Raw genomic sequence first — 16,678 nt, 5'->3', positions numbered from 1 at the left:
GGTCTCGGTGCCGGGCGGGCCGCGGTCGCCGTTCGTACCGGGGCAGGTCAGGAAAAGCCCAGACGCGCGACGGCGGCGGCCCACGCGGCCGGGTCGCCGGCCGGCTGATAGCGGGTGAGCCGCTGCGTGTCGCGCAGCAGCGCGCGCAGCGCGGCCAGGTCCGGACCGGCGGCACCGGCAGCCCGCGCCTGGACCAGCACGTTGCCCAGCGCGGTTGCCTCGACCGGCCCGGCCAGCACCGGCAGGCCGGTGGCGTCCGCGGTGAGCTGGCAGAGCAGCGTGTTGCGGGCGCCGCCGCCGACCATGTGCACCACGTCGACGCGCGTGCCGGAGAGCGCGGCGACCTCCCGGACCGTCCGCCGGTGGGCGAGCGCGAGACTGTCCATGACGGTCCGCACCACCGCGGGCCGGTCGGCCGGCACCGGCTGGCCGGTGCGGCGGCAGAACGCCGCGATCCGGGCCGGCATGTCACCGGGCGCCAGGAAGTCCTCGTGGTCCGGGTCGACCACGGAGACGAACGGTTCCCGTGCGGCCGCGGCGTCCAGCAGCTCCGCGAGATCCGGCGAACCCCACGTGCGGCAGGACTCCTGGAGCAGCCAGAGGCCCATCACGTTGCGCAGATAGCGGATCGTGCCGTCGACGCCGCCCTCGTTGGTGAAGTTCGCGGCGCGGCTGGCCTCGGTGAGCACCGGCCGGTCCAGCTCCACGCCGACCAGCGACCAGGTGCCGCAGGAGATGTACGCGAAGTGCGGGTCCGCGGCCGGCACCGCGACCACGGCCGACGCGGTGTCGTGCGAGCCGACCGCGACGACCGCGGGCTGCCCGGCCAGGTCCCGGGCCCGGCCGATCACCGTGCCCGGCTCGCGCAGCGGCGGGAACAGGCCCGGGTCGAGGCCGGCCTCGGTGATCAGCTCGGTGGACCAGGCGCGCTTGTTCAGGTCGTAGAGCTGGGTCGTGGACGCGTTGGTGATCTCCGCGCCGATCTCGCCGGTGAGCCAGAACGCGATCAGGTCCGGGATCATCAGGACGTGCCGGGCCGCGGCCAGCACCGGCGTGCCACGCGCGGCCGACAGCTGGTAGAGCGTGTTGAAGTTCAGCTGTTGCAGCCCGGTGATGCCGTAGAGCCGCTCCTCGCCGATCGCCTCGGCCACGTCCCGCCAGACGCCGGTGGTGCGCGCGTCCCGGTAGTGCACCGGGTTGCCGAGCAGCGCGCCGGTCGCGTCCAGCAGGCCGTGGTCGACCGCCCACGAGTCGATGCCGATGCTGTCCACCGGCCCGGCCTTGCGCAGCCCGTCCAGTACGCCGCGGTACAGCGCGAGGATGTCCCAGTGCAGCGTGCCGTTGACCCGGACCGGCTCGTTCGGGAAGCGGTGCACCTCGTCGAGGCTCAGCGTCGCCCCGTCGAGCGTCGCCTTGATCACCCGGCCCGAGGAGGCGCCGAGGTCGACAGCCGCGAAGGTCCGTGCGGTCATCGGAGGAAGGCCGCGGCGACGCCGGCGTCGACCGGGACGTGCAGGCCGGTGGTGTGCGACAGCTCGCCCGCGGTCAGCACGAACACCGCGTTCGCCACGTGCTCCGGCAGCACCTCGCGCTTGAGCAGCGTGCGCTGCGCGTAGTAGGCGCCCAGCTCCTCCTCCGGCACGCCGTAGACCGCGGCCCGCTTCGCGCCCCAGCCACCGGCGAAGATGCCGGACCCGCGGACCACGCCGTCCGGGTTGATGCCGTTGACCCGGATCCCGTAACCGCCCAGCTCGGCCGCGAGCAGCCGGACCTGGTGCGCCTGATCGGCCTTGGCCGCGCCGTACGCCACGTTGTTCGGCCCGGCGAACAGCGAGTTCTTCGAGGAGATGTAGACGATGTCGCCGCCCATGCCCTGGGCGACCATGATCCGCGCGGCCTCCCGGGAGACCAGGAACGAACCCTTCGCCATCACGTCGTGCTGCAGGTCCCAGTCCGCCTCGGTGGTCTCCAGCAGCGGCTTGGAGACGGAGAGGCCGGCGTTGTTGACGACCAGGTCGACGCCGCCGAACGCCCGGGTCGCGACGGCCAGCGCCGTGGCCACCGCGGCGCCGTCCGTCACGTCCGCCTCCACCGCGATCGCCTGATCGGTGCCGCCGATCTCGTGCGCCACCGTCCGCGCCGTGCGGACGTTGCGATCCGCGACCACCACGCAGGCGCCCTCGGCCGCGAGCCGCAGCGCGATCGCCCGGCCGATGCCGGACCCGCCGCCGGTCACGAACGCGACCCGGGTGGCGAGCGGCTTCGGCTTCGGCATGCGCCGCAGCTTCGCCTCCTCCAGCGCCCAGTACTCGATCCGGAACTTCTCCGACTCGTCGATCGGCGCGTAGCCGGACAGCGCCTCCGCGCCGCGCATCACGTTGATCGCGTTGACGTAGAACTCACCGGCCACCCGCGCGGTCTGCTTGTTCGCCCCGAACGAGAACATGCCCACGCCCGGCACCAGCACGATCGCCGGGTCCGCACCGCGCATCGCCGGCGAGTCGCCGGTCGCATGCCGCTCGTAGTAGGCGCGGTAGTCCTCCCGGTACGCCTCGTGCAGCTCCGTCAGCCGCGCGACGGTGTCCTCGATCGACACGTCCGGACCACAATCCAGCACCAGTGGCTTGACCTTGGTACGAAGGAAGTGGTCCGGGCAGGACGTCCCCTTCTCCGCCAGCTCGGCCAGCCGCTCCCGGCCCACGAAGTCCAGCACCTCCGGTACGTCCGTGTAGTGCCCGACCTGCGGCCGGTCGGTCGACACCAGCCCACGGAGCACCGGGAACAGCGCGGCCGCCCGGGCGTGCCGCTCCTCCTCGCCCAGCGCCGGGACGATCAGCCGCCCGAACGGCTCCGGCCGCCCGTTCGCCTCGATGTACGCCGCCGCGGTCTCGATGATGGTCAGCGAGTTGCGCTCGCACTCGTCGCTGGTCGCCCCCCACGCCGTGATCCCGTGCCCGCCGAGGATGCACCCGATCGCCTGCGGGTTCGCCGCCTGCACCGCCGCGATGTCCAGCCCCAGCTGGAACCCCGGCCGCCGCCACGGCACCCAGACCACCCGGTCACCGAAGATCTCCTTGGTCAGCGCCGGCCCGTCCGCCGCGGTCGCGATCGCGATACCCGCGTCCGGGTGCAGGTGGTCGACGTGCGCCGCGTCCACCAGACCGTGCATCGCCGTGTCGATCGACGGCGCCGCACCACCACGCCCGTGCAGGCAGTAGTCGAAAAGGGACACCATCTCGTCCTCGCGCGCCGAGCCGACCGGGCCGCCTCCGCCGGCACCCCGCGAATAGACGTCCACCAGCGCCCGCAGCCGGTCCAGCCGCAGCACCGCGAGCCCCTCCTCCCGCAGCGTGCCGAGGTCCCCTCCCGACCCCTTCACCCAGAGCAGCTCGGTCGGCGCACCGGTCACCGGATCCGTGCCGGCGGCCTTCACGGACGTGTTGCCACCGGCATAGTTCGTGTTGCGCGGGTCCGCACCCAGCCGGTTGCTGCGGTCCAGCAGGTCACGCACTGCGGGGTTCGTCATGGTGTCCTTCTCGCGGAGGTGGTCGGGACTTCCGGACACGCCGTGCCGATGGTCCGGCCGACGTGAAACGTTTCATGAGTCACGGACAGGCTACGTCGCGCGACTGGGCCGGGTCAACCCCGGCGCATCGGATGAAACGTTCAACGAGCCGGCCGCTGCCGACCGGCACACGGTCGCGCGCGCGGGCATCGGCACCCGGCGCTCCGCTCCCGGCGTCTCGCCGTTCCGCGCCGGCATTTCGGCGCTCCGCGACCGGCGTTTCGCCGCTCCAGGCTCGGCGTTTCGCTGCTCCGCGCCGGCATCACGGCGCACCGTAACCAGCATCACGGCGCACCGCGACCAGCATCACGGCGCACCGCGACCGGCATCACGGCGCACCGCGACCGGCATTTCGCCATATCGCATCCTCGACCGGCCGCTGCCGCGCTCGCGAGCGACGCCGGACGCCCCGGCGGGTGGACGCGGCGCCGGCAGCCGGCATCACCGGTCCCATCACGTCGCCCACCCGGTCAGGAGCGGTTCGCGGTGGACGCGCGGGCGACCAGCTCCGGGATGAACGTGGCCTGCTCGTGCCGGTGCTGCGGGTTGATCGCCTCGTCCAGCAGCAGCTTCGCGGCCGCGCGGCCCAGCTCCTGGCGCGGCTGGCGCACCGAGGTGAGCGGCACCGCGGCCGCGGCGGCGAACTCGATGTCGTCGAAGCCGACGATCGCCAGGTCCTCCGGCACCCGCGCGCCCGCGCTCACGGCCTGCTGCAGCAGGCCCAGCGCCAGTAGATCGTTCGCGCAGAACGCGGCCGTGGGCCGACGGCGGGCCGCGAGCCCGGCGAGCCGCTCGCCGGCGGACCGGCCCTCGCTGACCGTGACCGCCTCGGTGGGCAGGTGAACCAGGTCGGCGGGGTCGCGGCCGAACTCGGCCCAGATCTGCCGGGCGCCCTCCAGCCGCTCGCGCACCTGGCCGATCGAGTCGGGCCCACCGACGAACGCGACCCGGTGGTGCCCCTGCTCGATCAGGTGCTCGACCGCGATCCGCCCGCCCAGCACGTCGTCGACGCCGACCGAGCAGAAGCCGCCGGAGTCGCGGTGCCGGTCGACGATCACTACCGGGATGCCGCGACGGGAGATCTCGTCCAGGTACGGCGCGTCCGCGTTGACCGGCGTGATCAGGATGCCCTGCACGCGTTGCTGGAGCAGGCGGTCGAGGTGCGCCTCCTCGCGTTCGGCGCGGCCGTTGCTGTTGCAGATGAACAGCGACAGGTCCGCGTCCTCCGCGGCCAGCTCGATGCCCTGCGCCACGTCGTTGAAGAACGGGTTGGTGGCATCCAGCATCACGTACGCCAGCGTGCGGCTGGTCCCGGCACGCAGTTGCCGGGCCGACTCGTTGCGCACGAAGCCCAGCTCGGCCATGGCGCGCTCGACCCGCTCCCGGGTGGACGGGCTGACCCGCTCCGGGCGGTTGAGCACATTGGAGACGGTGCCGAGCGACACGTCCGCGGCGGCCGCCACGTCCTTGACCGAGGGCGTGCGGGAACCCGGCCGGGCACGCTGCTGGCTCACCAAGGCGAACTCCTGGGGACTTTGAAACGTTGTAGAGACACCCTACGGTACGCACCTCCACACGGACGTCATGTTTCCTAACGATTTCCCGCGCAGCCTTGACACGTGTGACCGACGCCACCTAGCGTCACCCTAACTCGCTTGAAATGTTTCAACTACATCGACGAGACGCGGAGGTGGCCCGTGACGACAGATCGAAGCACGTCGTCAGGCCCGGCGTTACTAGAGGCCCTGGACGTGAGCAAGTCCTTCGGCGCGGTCGCCGCCGTGCAGGGCGTCTCCTTCCCGCTGCACGCCGGTGAGGCGCACGCGCTCGTCGGGGAGAACGGCGCCGGCAAGTCCACGATCGTCAAGATGCTGGCCGGTGTGCACCGGCCGGACACCGGCACGCTGCGCGCGAGCGGCACGGATGTCGCGTTCGGTTCCCCGGCCGACGCGAAGGCGGCCGGCATCGCGGTCATCTACCAGGAGCCCACGCTGTTCCCGGACCTCTCGGTCGCGGAGAACATCGCGATGGGCAACGCGCCGCTGACCCGGCTGCGCCAGATCGACCGGAAGGCCATGCGGGCCACGGCCGAGCGACTGTTCGCCCGGCTCGGCGTGCGGATCGACCCGGACCGGCCGGCCCGCGGCCTCTCCATCGCGGACCAGCAGATCGTCGAGATCGCCAAGGCGCTCGCCACGCACGCCAAAGTCCTGATCATGGACGAGCCGACCGCGGCGCTCTCCGGTGTCGAGGTCGGCCGGCTCTTCTCCGTGGTCCGGTCGCTGCGCGACGAGGGCGCCGCGATCATGTTCATCTCGCACCGGTTCGAGGAGATCACCGCGCTCTGCCAGCGCGTCACGATCATGCGGGACGGGCGGCACGTCTGCACCGAGCGGGTCGAGGACCTGACGGTGGACGACATGATCCGCCGGATGGTCGGCCGCGACCTCTCCGCGCTCTTCCCGAAGCAGGACGTGACCGCCGGCGACGTGGTGCTGACCGTCGACGGGCTCACCCGGGCCGGCGTCTTCCGCGACATCTCGTTCGAGGTGCGGGCCGGTGAGATCGTGGCGCTGGCCGGGCTGGTCGGCTCCGGCCGCTCCGAGGTGATGCAGGCGGTGTTCGGCGTCGACCCGTACGACAGCGGCACCGTCACGTTCCTCGGCAAGCGGCTCCGGCCGGGCAACCCGCGCGCCGCGATGACCGCGGGCCTGGCGCTGGTCCCGGAGGACCGCCGCCAGCAGGGTCTGGTGATGGACCTGTCGATCGAGCGGAACGTGACGCTCCCCCGCTCCGGCGCGCTGGCCCGACTGGGCCTGCTGTTCGGCGGCGCGGAGCGGCGCGAGGCGACCGACTGGACGCGGAAGCTGCAGACCAAGTTCGGCCGGCTCTCCGACCTGGTCGGCACGCTCTCCGGCGGCAACCAGCAGAAGGTGGTGCTGGCCAAGTGGCTGGCCACCGCGCCGAAGCTGCTGATCGTGGACGAGCCGACCCGCGGCATCGACGTCGGCACCAAGGCCGAGGTGCACCGGCTGATGTCGCAGCTGGCCGCGGACGGCATGGCCGTGGTGATGGTCTCGTCCGAGCTGCCCGAGGTGCTCGGCATGGCCGACCGGGTGCTGGTGCTGCGCGAGGGCCACCTGGTCGCGGAGCTCGCCCGCGCCGAGGCCACCGAGGAGTCCGTGATGTACGCCGCGATGGGACAGCGGGTGTCATGAGGGAGCTTGCCACTGAATCATCGGCTCAGCGCCGACCGCGCTGGAACCGCAGTACAGACGGGAGCCCGGCATCGTGACGTCCGTGACCGCAGTGAGGCCCCCGAGGTTGGGCAATCCACTCAGGCAGCGCGAGATGGGCATCGTGCTCGCGCTGCTGCTCCTGGTCGCCTACACCGCGATCAACCAGCCGCGCTTCCTCGGGACACAGAGCATCACGGACATCCTGCTCAACACCGCGATCCTGGCCGTGCTCGCGGCCGGCACGGCGGTCGTGGTGATCACCCGGCACATCGACCTGAGCGTCGGCTCGGTGCTCGGCCTGAGCGCGTTCACGGTGGCGACCGTGATGCAGGGCAACCCGGGCCTGCCGATGGTCGCCGCGCTCGGGCTGGGCCTGCTGATCGGCGCGGTGGCCGGCGTGGTCAACGGCGTGCTGGTGCACTTCGGCAACGTGCCCGCGCTGGTCGTCACGCTCGGCACGATGTACGCCTACCGCGGCCTCACCTACTCGTGGGCCGGCGGCCGGCAGGTCACCGCGGACGAGGTGCCCCGGCACTTCCTGGCCTTCGCGAACAGCGCGTTCCTCGGCGTACCGTGGCCGGTCCTGATCGCGCTGGTGGTGATCGCCGGCGCCGGCCTGATGATGCGCAACTACCGGATCGGCCGCGAGCTCTACGCGATGGGCTCCAGCCCGCAGGCGGCCGGCCTGGCCGGGATCAGGATCGCCCGGAACACGCTGATCGCGTTCATGATCAGCGGTGCACTGGCCGGGCTCGGCGGCGTGCTGCACGCGTCCCGGTTCGGCACCGTCGACGCGGCCACCGGCAACGGCTTCGAGCTGCAGGTGGTCGCGGCCGTGGTGGTCGGCGGCGTGGCGGTGTTCGGCGGCAGCGGCACGATCTGGGGCGCGGGCCTCGGCGCGCTGCTGCTCACCGTGATCGGCAGCGCGCTCGCCGTGCTGGACATCAACCAGTTCTGGCAGCAGGCCATCGTCGGCGCGCTGATCGTGCTGGCCATCGGCGCGGACCGGCTGGTCGCGGTGCGCATCGCCCGGACGCTTCGGAAGAGGGACTCGCATGTCTGAGCTGAGGGGCCGGCTCGCGAGCTGGGACAGCGTGATCATCGCAGTCACGGCGGTGGTCGTCGTCGCCGCGAGCATCGGCGTGGAGAACTTCGGCAACAGCACGAACTTCACGTTCCTGATCCTGGATCTGCTGCCGATCGCGCTGATCGCGCTGCCGATGACGCTGATCGTGATCACCGGTGAGATCGACCTGAGCGTGGCCAGCACGCTCGGCCTGACCAGCGCGATCATGGGTGACCTGTGGAACCGCGGGCTGACCATCGAGACGATCATCCCGCTCTGCGTGCTGATCGGCGCGCTGCTCGGCGCCGTCAACGGCGTGCTGATCAACCGGCTCGGCCTGCCGTCGCTGGCGGTCACGATCGGCACGCTCGCGCTCTACCGCGGGCTCGCGCTGGTGGTGCTCGGCGACGCCGCGGTCGCGGACTTCCCGTGGACGTTCACCGGCTGGGTCACCGGCACGATCGGCGGTGGCCCGATCCCCAACGTGCTGATCGTGCTGGTCGTGCTCGCGGTGCTGTTCGGGCTGGTGCTGCACGCCACGCCGGTCGGCCGGTCGCTGTTCGCGATCGGCGCGAACGACCGGGCCGCCCGCTTCTCCGGGATCAACGTCACCCGGACCAAGTTCTGGCTGTACGTGGTGAGCGGCGCGATCGCCGGCCTGGCCGGTGTGCTGTGGACGCTCCGGTACTCCAGTGCGAGGGCCGACAACGGCGCCGGGCTGGAACTGGCCGTGGTGGCCGCGGTGCTGCTCGGCGGTGTCTCGATCTTCGGCGGCCGGGGCAGCCTGTGGGGCGTGCTCTCCGGCGTGCTGCTGCTGGCCACGCTGCAGAACGCGCTGCGCCTGCGGGACGTGTCCGGCCAGGCGCTGAACATCGTGACCGGCGTGCTGCTGATCGCGTCCGTCCTGCTCCCCAACGTCATCGCCGGCGTCCGCGACTCGCTGCGCCGGCGGCGCCTCCGGGCCGTACCCGCGAAAAGTTCTTGATCTTCACATCTCCCGTGGCAACAGAGGAAGGGCACCCATGAGGACTCACACCACGCGCGCGCTGGCCGTGGCCACCGCGTCGCTGCTGACGCTGGGGATCGCCGCGTGCGGTGGCACCAGCAAGGGCGACAACAGCGGCGCGGCCGGACCGGCGTCCACCGCGACCGCGGACCCGAACGCCGCGCTCAAGGAGGGCCTGAAGATCGCCTTCCTGCCGAAGCAGCTGAACAACCCGTACTCGGACGTGCTGGCCGGTGGCGGCGAGGTCGCGGTCGGCGAGCTGAAGGGCGAGTACAAGCTGGTCGGACCGAACGACGCGGCCGCGTCCAGTCAGGTCAGCTACATCAATACGCTGATCCAGCAGCAGCAGGACGTGATCGGCATCGCGGCGAACGACCCGAACGCGGTCTGCCCGTCGCTGCAGCAGGCCCGCCAGGCCGGCATCAAGATCGTCTCGTTCGACTCGGACGCGTCCAGGGACTGCCGGGACGTCTTCATCAACCAGGCCACCACACAGGGCATCGGCGAGAGCCTGGCGACGATGGCGAACGAGCTGGCCGGTGGCGAGGGCGAGATCGCGATCCTGTCCGCGACGCCGAACGCGACCAACCAGAACGCCTGGATCAAGGTCGTCGAGGAGGAGCTGAAGAAGCCGGAGTACAGCAAGCTGAAGCTGGTCAAGACCGTCTACGGCAACGACGAGGACCAGAAGTCGTTCCAGGAGGCGCAGGGTCTGCTCCGGTCGTACCCGAACCTGAAGGTGATCGTCTCGCCGACCACGGTGGGCATCGCGGCGGCCGCGCGGTACGTCTCCTCCTCCAGCTACAAGGGCAAGGTCGCGATCACCGGCCTGGGCCTGCCGAACCAGATGCGCGAGTACGTCAAGGACGGCACCGTCTCGAAGTTCGCGCTCTGGGTCCCGTCGGACATCGGCTACCTGGCCGCGTACGCCGGCGCGGCGCTCGCGTCCGGCCGGATCACCGGCGCGGAGGGCGAGACGTTCACGGCCGGCAAGCTCGGCGAGTACACGATCGCGGCGAACGGCGAGATCGTGCTCGGCCCGCCCACCGAGTTCACCGCGCAGAACATCGACCAGTTCGACTTCTGACCATCTGATCAGGGAGTGGTTGTGCCGCGGTACTGCTTCGAACTGCACGTCAAGCCGGATCGCATCGACGAGTACGTGTCGCGCCACCGCGCCGTCTGGCCGGACATGCTGGCCGCGCTGCGGGACACCGGCTGGCGCAACTACTCCCTGTTCCTGCGCCCGGACGGGCTCCTCATCGGATACGTCGAGGCGGACGACCTGGCCGCGGCGCAGGCCGCGATGGCACGGACCGAGGTCAACGCGCGCTGGCAGGCGGAGATGTCGGAGTTCTTCACCGGCATCGACGGGCGCCCGCCGGACGAGGGGTTCGTGCTGCTGACCGAGGTGTTCAACCTGGACGACCAACTGGCGTCCATCACGGAGAAGTGAGTGACATGGCTGACCTGAACGCGGTGAAGCAGGCACTTCGCGAGCAGCGGATCGAGACCCCGTCCTGGGCGTTCGGCAACTCCGGCACCCGGTTCAAGGTGTTCGCGCAGGCCGGGGTGCCACGCACGCCGGAGGAGAAGATCGCGGACGCGGCCACGGTGCACCGGTTCACCGGGGTGGCGCCGAGCGTGGCGCTGCACATCCCGTGGGACAAGGTCGCGGATTACTCGAAGTTGTCCGCTTTCGCCGCGGAGAACGGCATCCAGTTGGGCGCGATCAACACGAACGTCTTCCAGGACGACGACTACAAGCTCGGCTCGGTCACCAACCCGGACCCGGCGGTCCGGCGCAAGGCCACCGACCACCTGCTCGAAGCCGTGGACATCATGGACCAGACCGGCTCGCGCGACCTGAAGCTGTGGTTCTCCGACGGACTCAACTACCCGGGCCAGGACGACCTGCGGCTGCGTCAGGACCGGCTCGCGGCGGCGCTGCGCGAGGCCTACGACCGGCTGAGCGGCGACCAGCGGATCCTGCTGGAGTACAAGCTCTTCGAGCCGGCGTTCTACGCCACCGACGTGCCGGACTGGGGTACGTCGTACGCGCACTGCGTGGAACTGGGCCCGAAGGCCACGGTGTGCATCGACACCGGCCACCACGCGCCGGGCACGAACATCGAGTTCATCGTGGCGTTCCTGCTCCGGCAGGGGAAGCTCGGCGCGTTCGACTTCAACAGCCGGTTCTACGCGGACGACGACCTGATGGCCGGTGCGGCCGACCCGTTCCAGCTGTTCCGGATCATGTACGAGATCGTCCGGGCCGACGCTCTGACCGCCGCCGGTATCAACTTCATGCTCGACCAGTGCCACAACATCGAGGCGAAGATCCCGGCGATCATCCGGTCGGTGCTGAACATCCAGGAGGCGACCGCGAAGGCGCTGCTGGTGGACCGGGACGCGCTGTTCGCCGCGCAGGCCGCCGGGGACGTGCTGGAGGCGAACTCGGTGCTGATGGACGCGTACAACACGGACGTCCGGCCGCTGCTCCGCGAGGTCCGCGAGGACGCCGGCCTGGACCCGGACCCGATCGCGGCGTACAAGCGCAGCGGCTACCAGAAGAAGATCGTCGCCGACCGGGTCGGTGGCCAGCAGGCCGGCTGGGGCGCGTAGTTCCTACGGGTGGCGCTCTACGGCAGCGTAGAGCGCCACGTCCTCGTTGCGGTCGGCGAACCGCATCGCCCGCCGCATGACACCCTCGAACTCGTAACCGCAGCGCTCCGCTACCGCCCGGGCCCGCGCGTTCGCCACCATCGTGCGGATCTCCACCCGCCGCATGCCGTACGTGCCGAACGCGGCCTCGGTCAGCGCCGTCACCGCGCGGGTGACCAGGCCCTTCCCCTCGGCGGCCGCGTCCAGCCAGTAGCCGACGTCCGCGATCAGCGTCTGCGGGTCCCGCCGCATGCCGCACGCGCCGACCGGCACGCCCGCGTGCTCGATGATCAGGTAGTGCTCGCGCCCCTCCGCGAACCGGTCCAGACCACCGCGGATGTACGACCGGGTGCTCTCCACGGTCGGCCGGTACGCGGCCCACGGCTGCCAGAGCGCCAGCCGCGCCTGATTGCGCACCATCAGCTCGGTGATCGCCCCGGCGTGCCGCTCCTCGGCCAGCGTCAGCCGCAGCCCGTCGCCCAGATCCAGCGAGAACATCCGCTACTCGGCCTCTTTGCACGTCGACAGGTAGGTCAGGGGCCAGTCCGCGGACGTCAGATCCACCGCGGAGGTGATCTCGCTGCGGGTGCCGTCCGCGGCCTCGACCAGCACGCGCGTGGCCGGGGGCGCCGGTGCCTCGACGTCGCAGTCGAACACGATCGTCACGTCCAGCGCGGTCGTGCCGCCGGGCTGCAGCCAGCGCGGCTTCTCCACGTCCGTCGTCATCCGGATGCCGCCGGACTGCGCGGACACCGCGTGCACCACGACGTCGGACTGCCCGGTGTTCGACACCAGGATCCGGCTCGCCGCGCGGACCGCGTGCACGGCCGGCGTGGTCTCGAAGACGTTCGGATCGCGTGCGACCAGCAGCTGCGGCGCCGCGCGGGCCTGCGCCTCCGCCTCCTGGGCCGCCACCACCTGCGGGCGCAGCACCCCGGCGTAGTACACGCCGCCGCCGCCCACCAGCAGCCCGGCGACGAAGGCCGCGATCAGGAACGGGACCGCGCCGATCCGGCCACGCTGATAGGCCAGCCAGCCGGAACGCGGCGACGGCTCGGCGGCGCGCTCCGGGGTGACGTCCAGCTCGATCACCGGGCCACCCTACTCCCGCGCGGGCCGGTTCGCGGGGGTCAGTTCGCCGGGCGGCTCTGGATCGTCTCGCAGGCGCCGTGCCGCATCGCGTGCCACGGCCGCACCGCCGTGATCGGCAGCTCGACCTCGCCCCGGCCGCCGTCCGGCGTGTCCACCAGCGCCCGGCCGTGCAAGCCGCGCAGCGCGTCGTACGCGCACGTGAACGTGATGGTCACGCCCATCGGCGCGGTCGCGCCGGGCGCCACCCGGTGCACCCGCTCGTCGGTCACCGTGATCCGCACGCCTGGCCACTCCGCGCTCACCGCGTGCACCACGGCCGGTTCGTCGTCCACGTTCGTCACGGTCGCGATACCACGCAGCCGCGCCTCGTCACCGAGTATCGCCATCTCGTCATCACCGACCGCGACGTGCGCGGTCAGGTCCTGCCCGCGGGCGCCGCCGGTGTCGCGCAGCCCCAGATAGCCCACGCCGCTCGCCGCGACCAGGGCCAGAACGAAACCCATGACGACCACCGGCCGCGGGTACGCGGAGAGCCGCTCCCGCAGCCCTGGCTCCCGCTTCGCCCGGCCGTCGCTGCCGTCGTTGCCGGGGGTGATGTCGAGCTCGATCATCCGTCCCACCCTACGCCGTGCCGGCCGTGCCCGCCGAGGTCACGGCGCTCGCCGGCGTCACGGCGCTCGCCCAGCCGTCGCCGCAGGAGTTCGGCCAGCGGCATCGACTCACCGTCCCGGCCGCCCTCGCCCACGATCAGCCGGGGGCGCGACGGGGTGACGGTCACGCCGGTCAGCCGCGCCAGCAGCCCGCCGGGCGCGGTCAGCGAGTAGAACTCGCCGTCCGTACCGACCGCCACCGACCGGTCGGCCCGCAGGTACCAGCCGCGCAACCCGGTTCGCAGCCGTCCTTTTCCGCCGCCGAACGGCACCGCGGTCAGGTCCTCCGCCGGAATCCCCCGTGCCTCGGCCTCGCCGACGAACTGCCGCATCAGCTCGCGGGCCTCCGCCACTTCGGATTCCCGCTTCGCCTCCGCCGCCGTCGCATGCGCCTGGATCGCCCGTCTCCGCTGATCAGCCCACTCCCCATCGACCACGGCCGCAGCCTACGCCCCTCCGTCGTCCCCGCCGGATGCCGGAAACGGGCCTCGCACCGGCATCGCCGTCCTAGGGGCGAAAGATCCTTTCATACGTTATGAAAGGATTCTGACCCTGCCGGGAGCGAGGCGACCATGTCCGAAATTTCGTGGCATAGCACTCGGTCCAGGGAATCCTCTGGAAGAACTTCGCCGGTGTCGAAGAGCGTGTCCCGCCGTTCGAGGAGCATGAGAGCGCGCGGCCGGCGGCTAGGGTCGCCGGAGCGCTGGCGGACGGGAGATCGGAGACGACCTGCTGGCGCTGATCTTCACGGCCTGTCGCCCGGTGCTGCCCGGGAATCCCGCACCGCGCTCACGCTCAGGCTGCTCGGCGGCCTCAGCACGGACGAGATCGCCCCGCGCGTTCCTGGTGCCGTCGCCCACGATCGGCCAGCGCGTCTCCCGGGGCGAGCGCACGCTGCTGCTGGAACGGGTGGCCGCGGCCGCACCCCAGGCTCCGTGATCCACCGGTCACCGAAGAAGCAGCACCGCGATCACCACGGCCGCGATCGCGGCCGGCAGCAGGTAGGGGCGCAGGACGCGGCGGCGTTCGGCCGGGGTGAGCGGTTCCAGCCACTCGTCCGGTTCGAGCACCTCGGGGTAGCCGCCGCGCCACTCCACCCGGCACCCCTCCGGCACCGTGATCGTCACGCTCTCCCGGCGGTGCGACCAGACCAGGCCGTGCACCGCGTAGACCGCCACCCACCAGCCGAGCGTCAGGAACGACAGCGCCAGGTGCAGCGCGTGCGCCGGATGCCCGAACTGTCCTACCCGTACCGTGTAGGTCTCGTTCACGTATGGGTGAACGCTTCGCCGGCCACCGAGGAAACTAGGCTTGGTCGCCATGGACGACGGGGTGGAGCTGGCCGCCGCGCTCGGCGCGCGCCTGGACGGCGTGACCTTCGACGGCCTCGGTGCGGATCAGGTGACCGCGCTGGTCATCGACGAGATCGTGGCGTGGGCCGCCGAGCAGGGCTGGCGGGTCTACCGCCGGGCGCCGAGCGTGGTGTCGCTGCCGCCGCCGCTCGACCGGCAGAAGTCGGTGCTGGACGTGGCCTGCGCCCGGCCCGGTGGCGCGCTGCCGATCGCGATCGAGGTGGACCACACGGATCGCCGCCGTACCGTGGACAAGTTGCGCGCCGAGGCCGCGGCCGGCCGGGTCGCGCTCTGGGTGCGCTGGTCGCCGGGCGCGATCAAGGACCCGGGTCCGCCGGTGCACCTGGTGCCGCTCGCGGTGACCAGGCCGCGTCCGGGCGTGTTCGCGCGTGGTGTCGAGCGCCCGCCACCCCCGCACTCGGCCGCGGGTGGTTCCGGCACGCCGCAGGAGTTCCCTCTCTAAGATCAAGATCATCCGACGGTACGACGTAAGGCGGCTTTCATGGCGATTCGCGTGGGTCTGGTCGGTTTCGGACTCGGTGGACGGGTGTTTCACGCGCCACTGATCGCCGCCACGCCCGGCCTGGAACTGTCCGCGATCGTGACCGGGAACCCGGACCGCGCGGCGCAGGCCCGGGCCGCGCATCCCGGCGCCGAGATCGTCCCGAACCTGCCCGCGCTGCTCTCCTCCGGCGCCGTCGACCTGGTCGTGGTCGCCTCGCCGAACGCGCAGCACGTGCCGCAGGCGCGCGCCGCGATCGACGCCGGGCTGCCGGTGGTGGTGGACAAGCCGTTCGCGCCCACGTCCGCGGAGGGCCGGGACCTGATCGAGGCGGCCGAGGCCGCGGGCGTGCCGCTCACCGTGTTCCAGAACCGGCGCTGGGACGGCGACCTGCTGACCGTGCGGAAGCTGCTGGACTCCGGCGCGCTCGGCACGGTGCACCGCTTCGAGTCGCGGTTCGAGGTGTGGAAGCCCGCGCTGAAGGAGGGTTCCTGGAAGGAGGAGACCGCGCCCGGCGCCGGCGTCCTCTACGACCTCGGCTCGCACGTCATCGATCAGGCGCTGCTGCTCTTCGGCCCGGCCGAGGTGGAGCACGCGGAGCTGGGCGTGGTCCGGTCCGGCTCGGCCGTGCCGGACGACGCGTTCGTGGCGCTGCGGCACCTCACCGGCGTGCGCTCGCACCTGTGGATGAGCCGCCTCGCCGCGCAGCCCGGGCCGCGCTTCCGGGTGCTGGGCTCCGCGGGTGCGTTCGTCAAGCACGGGCTGGACGGGCAGGAGCCGGCGCTCGCGGCCGACGGCGACCCGGCCGCGCCGGACTGGGGCACGGAGCCGTCGTCCCGCTGGGGCCTGCTCGGCGCCGGCGACGCCACCGAGCCGGTGCCGACCGAGGCCGGAGCGTACCCGAGCTTCTACGCGGGCGTGGCGGCCGCGCTGACCGGCGGCACGCCGATGCCGGTCGACCCGGCCGAGTCGCTGGCCGGGCTGGAGATCATCGAGGCCGCGGTGCGGATCGCCGATCGTTGAGCTGACCCTTGAGGTGCCGGCCCAGGTTGCGGGCGATCTCCCGGTTCGCGTCGCGTTCCGCGATCGCCTGCCGCTTGTCGTACGACCGGCGGCCCTTCGCCAGCGCCAGCTCGACCTTGGCCCACCCGTTCGCGAAGTAGAGCGACAGCGGCACCAGCGTCAGGCCGCCGCCCTCGCGCAGCTTGGTCAGGATGCGGTCGATCTCCACGCGGTGCAGCAGCAGCTTTCGGGTGCGGCGCGGCGCGTGCCGGGTCCAGTCGCCGAAGCCCCAGTCGGCGATGTGCATGCCGTGCAGCATGATCTCGCCGTTCAGCTCCTGGGCGAAGGCCTCGTTCAGCGAGACGTGGCCGGCACGCAACGACTTGACCTCGGTGCCGGACAGCACGAGCCCGGCCTCGTAGGTCTTCACGATCGTGTACTCGTGCCGGGCCTTCTTGTTCGACGCGACGAGCGTGCGCCCGTCGCCGTCCTCCCGCTTCGCCATGCGCGCCAGGTTACGCGGCGGCGCTCACGGGCGCG

General features: G+C 71.8%; 17 protein-coding genes. 8 read left to right on the top strand and 9 right to left on the bottom strand.

Annotated features, from left to right (window positions below):
- Positions 1–47: 47 nt before the first annotated feature.
- The 3 genes from J2S42_RS30375 to J2S42_RS30365 form a co-directional block, all read right to left on the bottom strand.
- Positions 48–1,472 (bottom strand): rhamnulokinase, encoded by a 1,425-nt coding sequence (locus J2S42_RS30375; RefSeq protein WP_307244598.1) that lies wholly within the window; start codon positions 1,470–1,472, stop codon positions 48–50.
- On the bottom strand, positions 1,469–3,526 hold the full coding sequence (locus J2S42_RS30370) for a bifunctional aldolase/short-chain dehydrogenase (RefSeq protein ID WP_307244596.1): 2,058 nt from the start codon (positions 3,524–3,526) through the stop codon (positions 1,469–1,471). The genes J2S42_RS30375 and J2S42_RS30370 overlap by 4 nt, the downstream gene beginning before the upstream one ends.
- Before the next feature lie 509 nt (positions 3,527–4,035).
- Positions 4,036–5,079, bottom strand: a complete 1,044-nt coding sequence (locus J2S42_RS30365) for a LacI family DNA-binding transcriptional regulator (protein WP_307244595.1) — start codon at positions 5,077–5,079, stop codon at positions 4,036–4,038.
- Positions 5,080–5,316: 237 nt separating this feature from the next.
- Between J2S42_RS30365 and J2S42_RS30360 the strand changes: the two genes are divergently transcribed.
- The 6 genes from J2S42_RS30360 (at position 5,317) to rhaI (ending at position 11,501) form a co-directional block, all read left to right on the top strand.
- Positions 5,317–6,783, top strand: coding sequence for a sugar ABC transporter ATP-binding protein (locus tag J2S42_RS30360; RefSeq protein ID WP_307244593.1), 1,467 nt, complete (start codon positions 5,317–5,319; stop codon positions 6,781–6,783).
- A 133-nt stretch (positions 6,784–6,916) separates the two neighbouring features.
- Entirely contained in the window at positions 6,917–7,867 is a 951-nt protein-coding gene (locus J2S42_RS30355; protein WP_307244591.1) for an ABC transporter permease, read from the top strand.
- A complete protein-coding gene (locus J2S42_RS30350; protein ID WP_307244589.1) occupies positions 7,860–8,855 on the top strand; it encodes an ABC transporter permease in 996 nt (331 codons plus the stop codon). The genes J2S42_RS30355 and J2S42_RS30350 overlap by 8 nt, the downstream gene beginning before the upstream one ends.
- Positions 8,856–8,892: 37 nt before the next feature.
- Positions 8,893–9,963, top strand: coding sequence for a rhamnose ABC transporter substrate-binding protein (gene rhaS, locus J2S42_RS30345; RefSeq protein WP_307244587.1), 1,071 nt, complete (start codon positions 8,893–8,895; stop codon positions 9,961–9,963).
- A 15-nt stretch (positions 9,964–9,978) separates the two neighbouring features.
- Positions 9,979–10,332, top strand: a complete 354-nt coding sequence (locus tag J2S42_RS30340; RefSeq protein WP_307244585.1) for an L-rhamnose mutarotase — start codon at positions 9,979–9,981, stop codon at positions 10,330–10,332.
- Between the two features lie 5 nt (positions 10,333–10,337).
- Positions 10,338–11,501, top strand: a complete 1,164-nt coding sequence (gene rhaI / locus J2S42_RS30335) for an L-rhamnose isomerase (RefSeq protein ID WP_307244583.1) — start codon at positions 10,338–10,340, stop codon at positions 11,499–11,501.
- A gap of 3 nt (positions 11,502–11,504) precedes the next feature.
- Here the strand turns inward: rhaI and J2S42_RS30330 are convergent, their stop codons facing one another.
- The 5 genes from J2S42_RS30330 to J2S42_RS30310 form a co-directional block, all read right to left on the bottom strand.
- A complete protein-coding gene (locus tag J2S42_RS30330) occupies positions 11,505–12,038 on the bottom strand; it encodes a GNAT family N-acetyltransferase (protein ID WP_307244581.1) in 534 nt (177 codons plus the stop codon).
- Positions 12,039–12,041: 3 nt separating this feature from the next.
- A complete protein-coding gene (locus tag J2S42_RS30325) occupies positions 12,042–12,632 on the bottom strand; it encodes a hypothetical protein (RefSeq protein WP_307244579.1) in 591 nt (196 codons plus the stop codon).
- Between the two features lie 38 nt (positions 12,633–12,670).
- Positions 12,671–13,243, bottom strand: a complete 573-nt coding sequence (locus tag J2S42_RS30320) for a hypothetical protein (protein ID WP_307244576.1) — start codon at positions 13,241–13,243, stop codon at positions 12,671–12,673.
- Positions 13,240–13,719, bottom strand: coding sequence for a hypothetical protein (locus tag J2S42_RS30315; RefSeq protein ID WP_307244574.1), 480 nt, complete (start codon positions 13,717–13,719; stop codon positions 13,240–13,242). The genes J2S42_RS30320 and J2S42_RS30315 overlap by 4 nt, the downstream gene beginning before the upstream one ends.
- Positions 13,720–14,229: 510 nt before the next feature.
- A complete protein-coding gene (locus tag J2S42_RS30310; RefSeq protein ID WP_307244572.1) occupies positions 14,230–14,553 on the bottom strand; it encodes a hypothetical protein in 324 nt (107 codons plus the stop codon).
- A gap of 49 nt (positions 14,554–14,602) precedes the next feature.
- Here J2S42_RS30310 and J2S42_RS30305 point away from each other — a divergent pair, with 49 nt between their 5' ends.
- Together J2S42_RS30305 and J2S42_RS30300 are read left to right on the top strand one after the other, a co-directional pair.
- Complete coding sequence (locus J2S42_RS30305; RefSeq protein ID WP_307244571.1) at positions 14,603–15,097, top strand: hypothetical protein; 495 nt, start codon at positions 14,603–14,605, stop codon at positions 15,095–15,097.
- 39 nt (positions 15,098–15,136) lie between these two features.
- The gene (locus J2S42_RS30300; protein ID WP_307244569.1) at positions 15,137–16,159 is read left to right on the top strand and encodes a Gfo/Idh/MocA family protein; all 1,023 of its coding nucleotides are present in this window, start codon (positions 15,137–15,139) and stop codon (positions 16,157–16,159) included.
- Here the strand turns inward: J2S42_RS30300 and smpB are convergent.
- Positions 16,125–16,643 (bottom strand): SsrA-binding protein SmpB, encoded by a 519-nt coding sequence (smpB, locus tag J2S42_RS30295; protein ID WP_307244568.1) that lies wholly within the window; start codon positions 16,641–16,643, stop codon positions 16,125–16,127. The genes J2S42_RS30300 and smpB overlap by 35 nt on opposite strands.
- Positions 16,644–16,678 lie beyond the last annotated feature (35 nt).

Source organism: Catenuloplanes indicus (assembly GCF_030813715.1).
GTDB classification, from domain to species: Bacteria; Actinomycetota; Actinomycetes; order Mycobacteriales; family Micromonosporaceae; genus Catenuloplanes; species Catenuloplanes indicus.
This window is presented reverse-complemented; position numbering and strand designations above follow the sequence as displayed.

What these genes read in the sequence shown, in the direction of transcription:
- J2S42_RS30375 (WP_307244598.1), bottom strand. Translation starts at nt 1,472, where the DNA reads ATGACCGCACGGACCTTCGCGGCTGTCGACCTCGGCGCCTCCTCGGGC.
- J2S42_RS30370 (WP_307244596.1), bottom strand. Translation starts at nt 3,526, where the DNA reads ATGACGAACCCCGCAGTGCGTGACCTGCTGGACCGCAGCAACCGGCTG.
- J2S42_RS30355 (WP_307244591.1), top strand. Translation starts at nt 6,917, where the DNA reads ATGGGCATCGTGCTCGCGCTGCTGCTCCTGGTCGCCTACACCGCGATC.
- J2S42_RS30350 (WP_307244589.1), top strand. Translation starts at nt 7,860, where the DNA reads ATGTCTGAGCTGAGGGGCCGGCTCGCGAGCTGGGACAGCGTGATCATC.
- rhaS (WP_307244587.1), top strand. Translation starts at nt 8,893, where the DNA reads ATGAGGACTCACACCACGCGCGCGCTGGCCGTGGCCACCGCGTCGCTG.
- rhaI (WP_307244583.1), top strand. Translation starts at nt 10,338, where the DNA reads ATGGCTGACCTGAACGCGGTGAAGCAGGCACTTCGCGAGCAGCGGATC.
- J2S42_RS30330 (WP_307244581.1), bottom strand. Translation starts at nt 12,038, where the DNA reads ATGTTCTCGCTGGATCTGGGCGACGGGCTGCGGCTGACGCTGGCCGAG.
- J2S42_RS30320 (WP_307244576.1), bottom strand. Translation starts at nt 13,243, where the DNA reads ATGATCGAGCTCGACATCACCCCCGGCAACGACGGCAGCGACGGCCGG.
- J2S42_RS30305 (WP_307244571.1), top strand. Translation starts at nt 14,603, where the DNA reads ATGGACGACGGGGTGGAGCTGGCCGCCGCGCTCGGCGCGCGCCTGGAC.
- J2S42_RS30300 (WP_307244569.1), top strand. Translation starts at nt 15,137, where the DNA reads ATGGCGATTCGCGTGGGTCTGGTCGGTTTCGGACTCGGTGGACGGGTG.
- smpB (WP_307244568.1), bottom strand. Translation starts at nt 16,643, where the DNA reads ATGGCGAAGCGGGAGGACGGCGACGGGCGCACGCTCGTCGCGTCGAAC.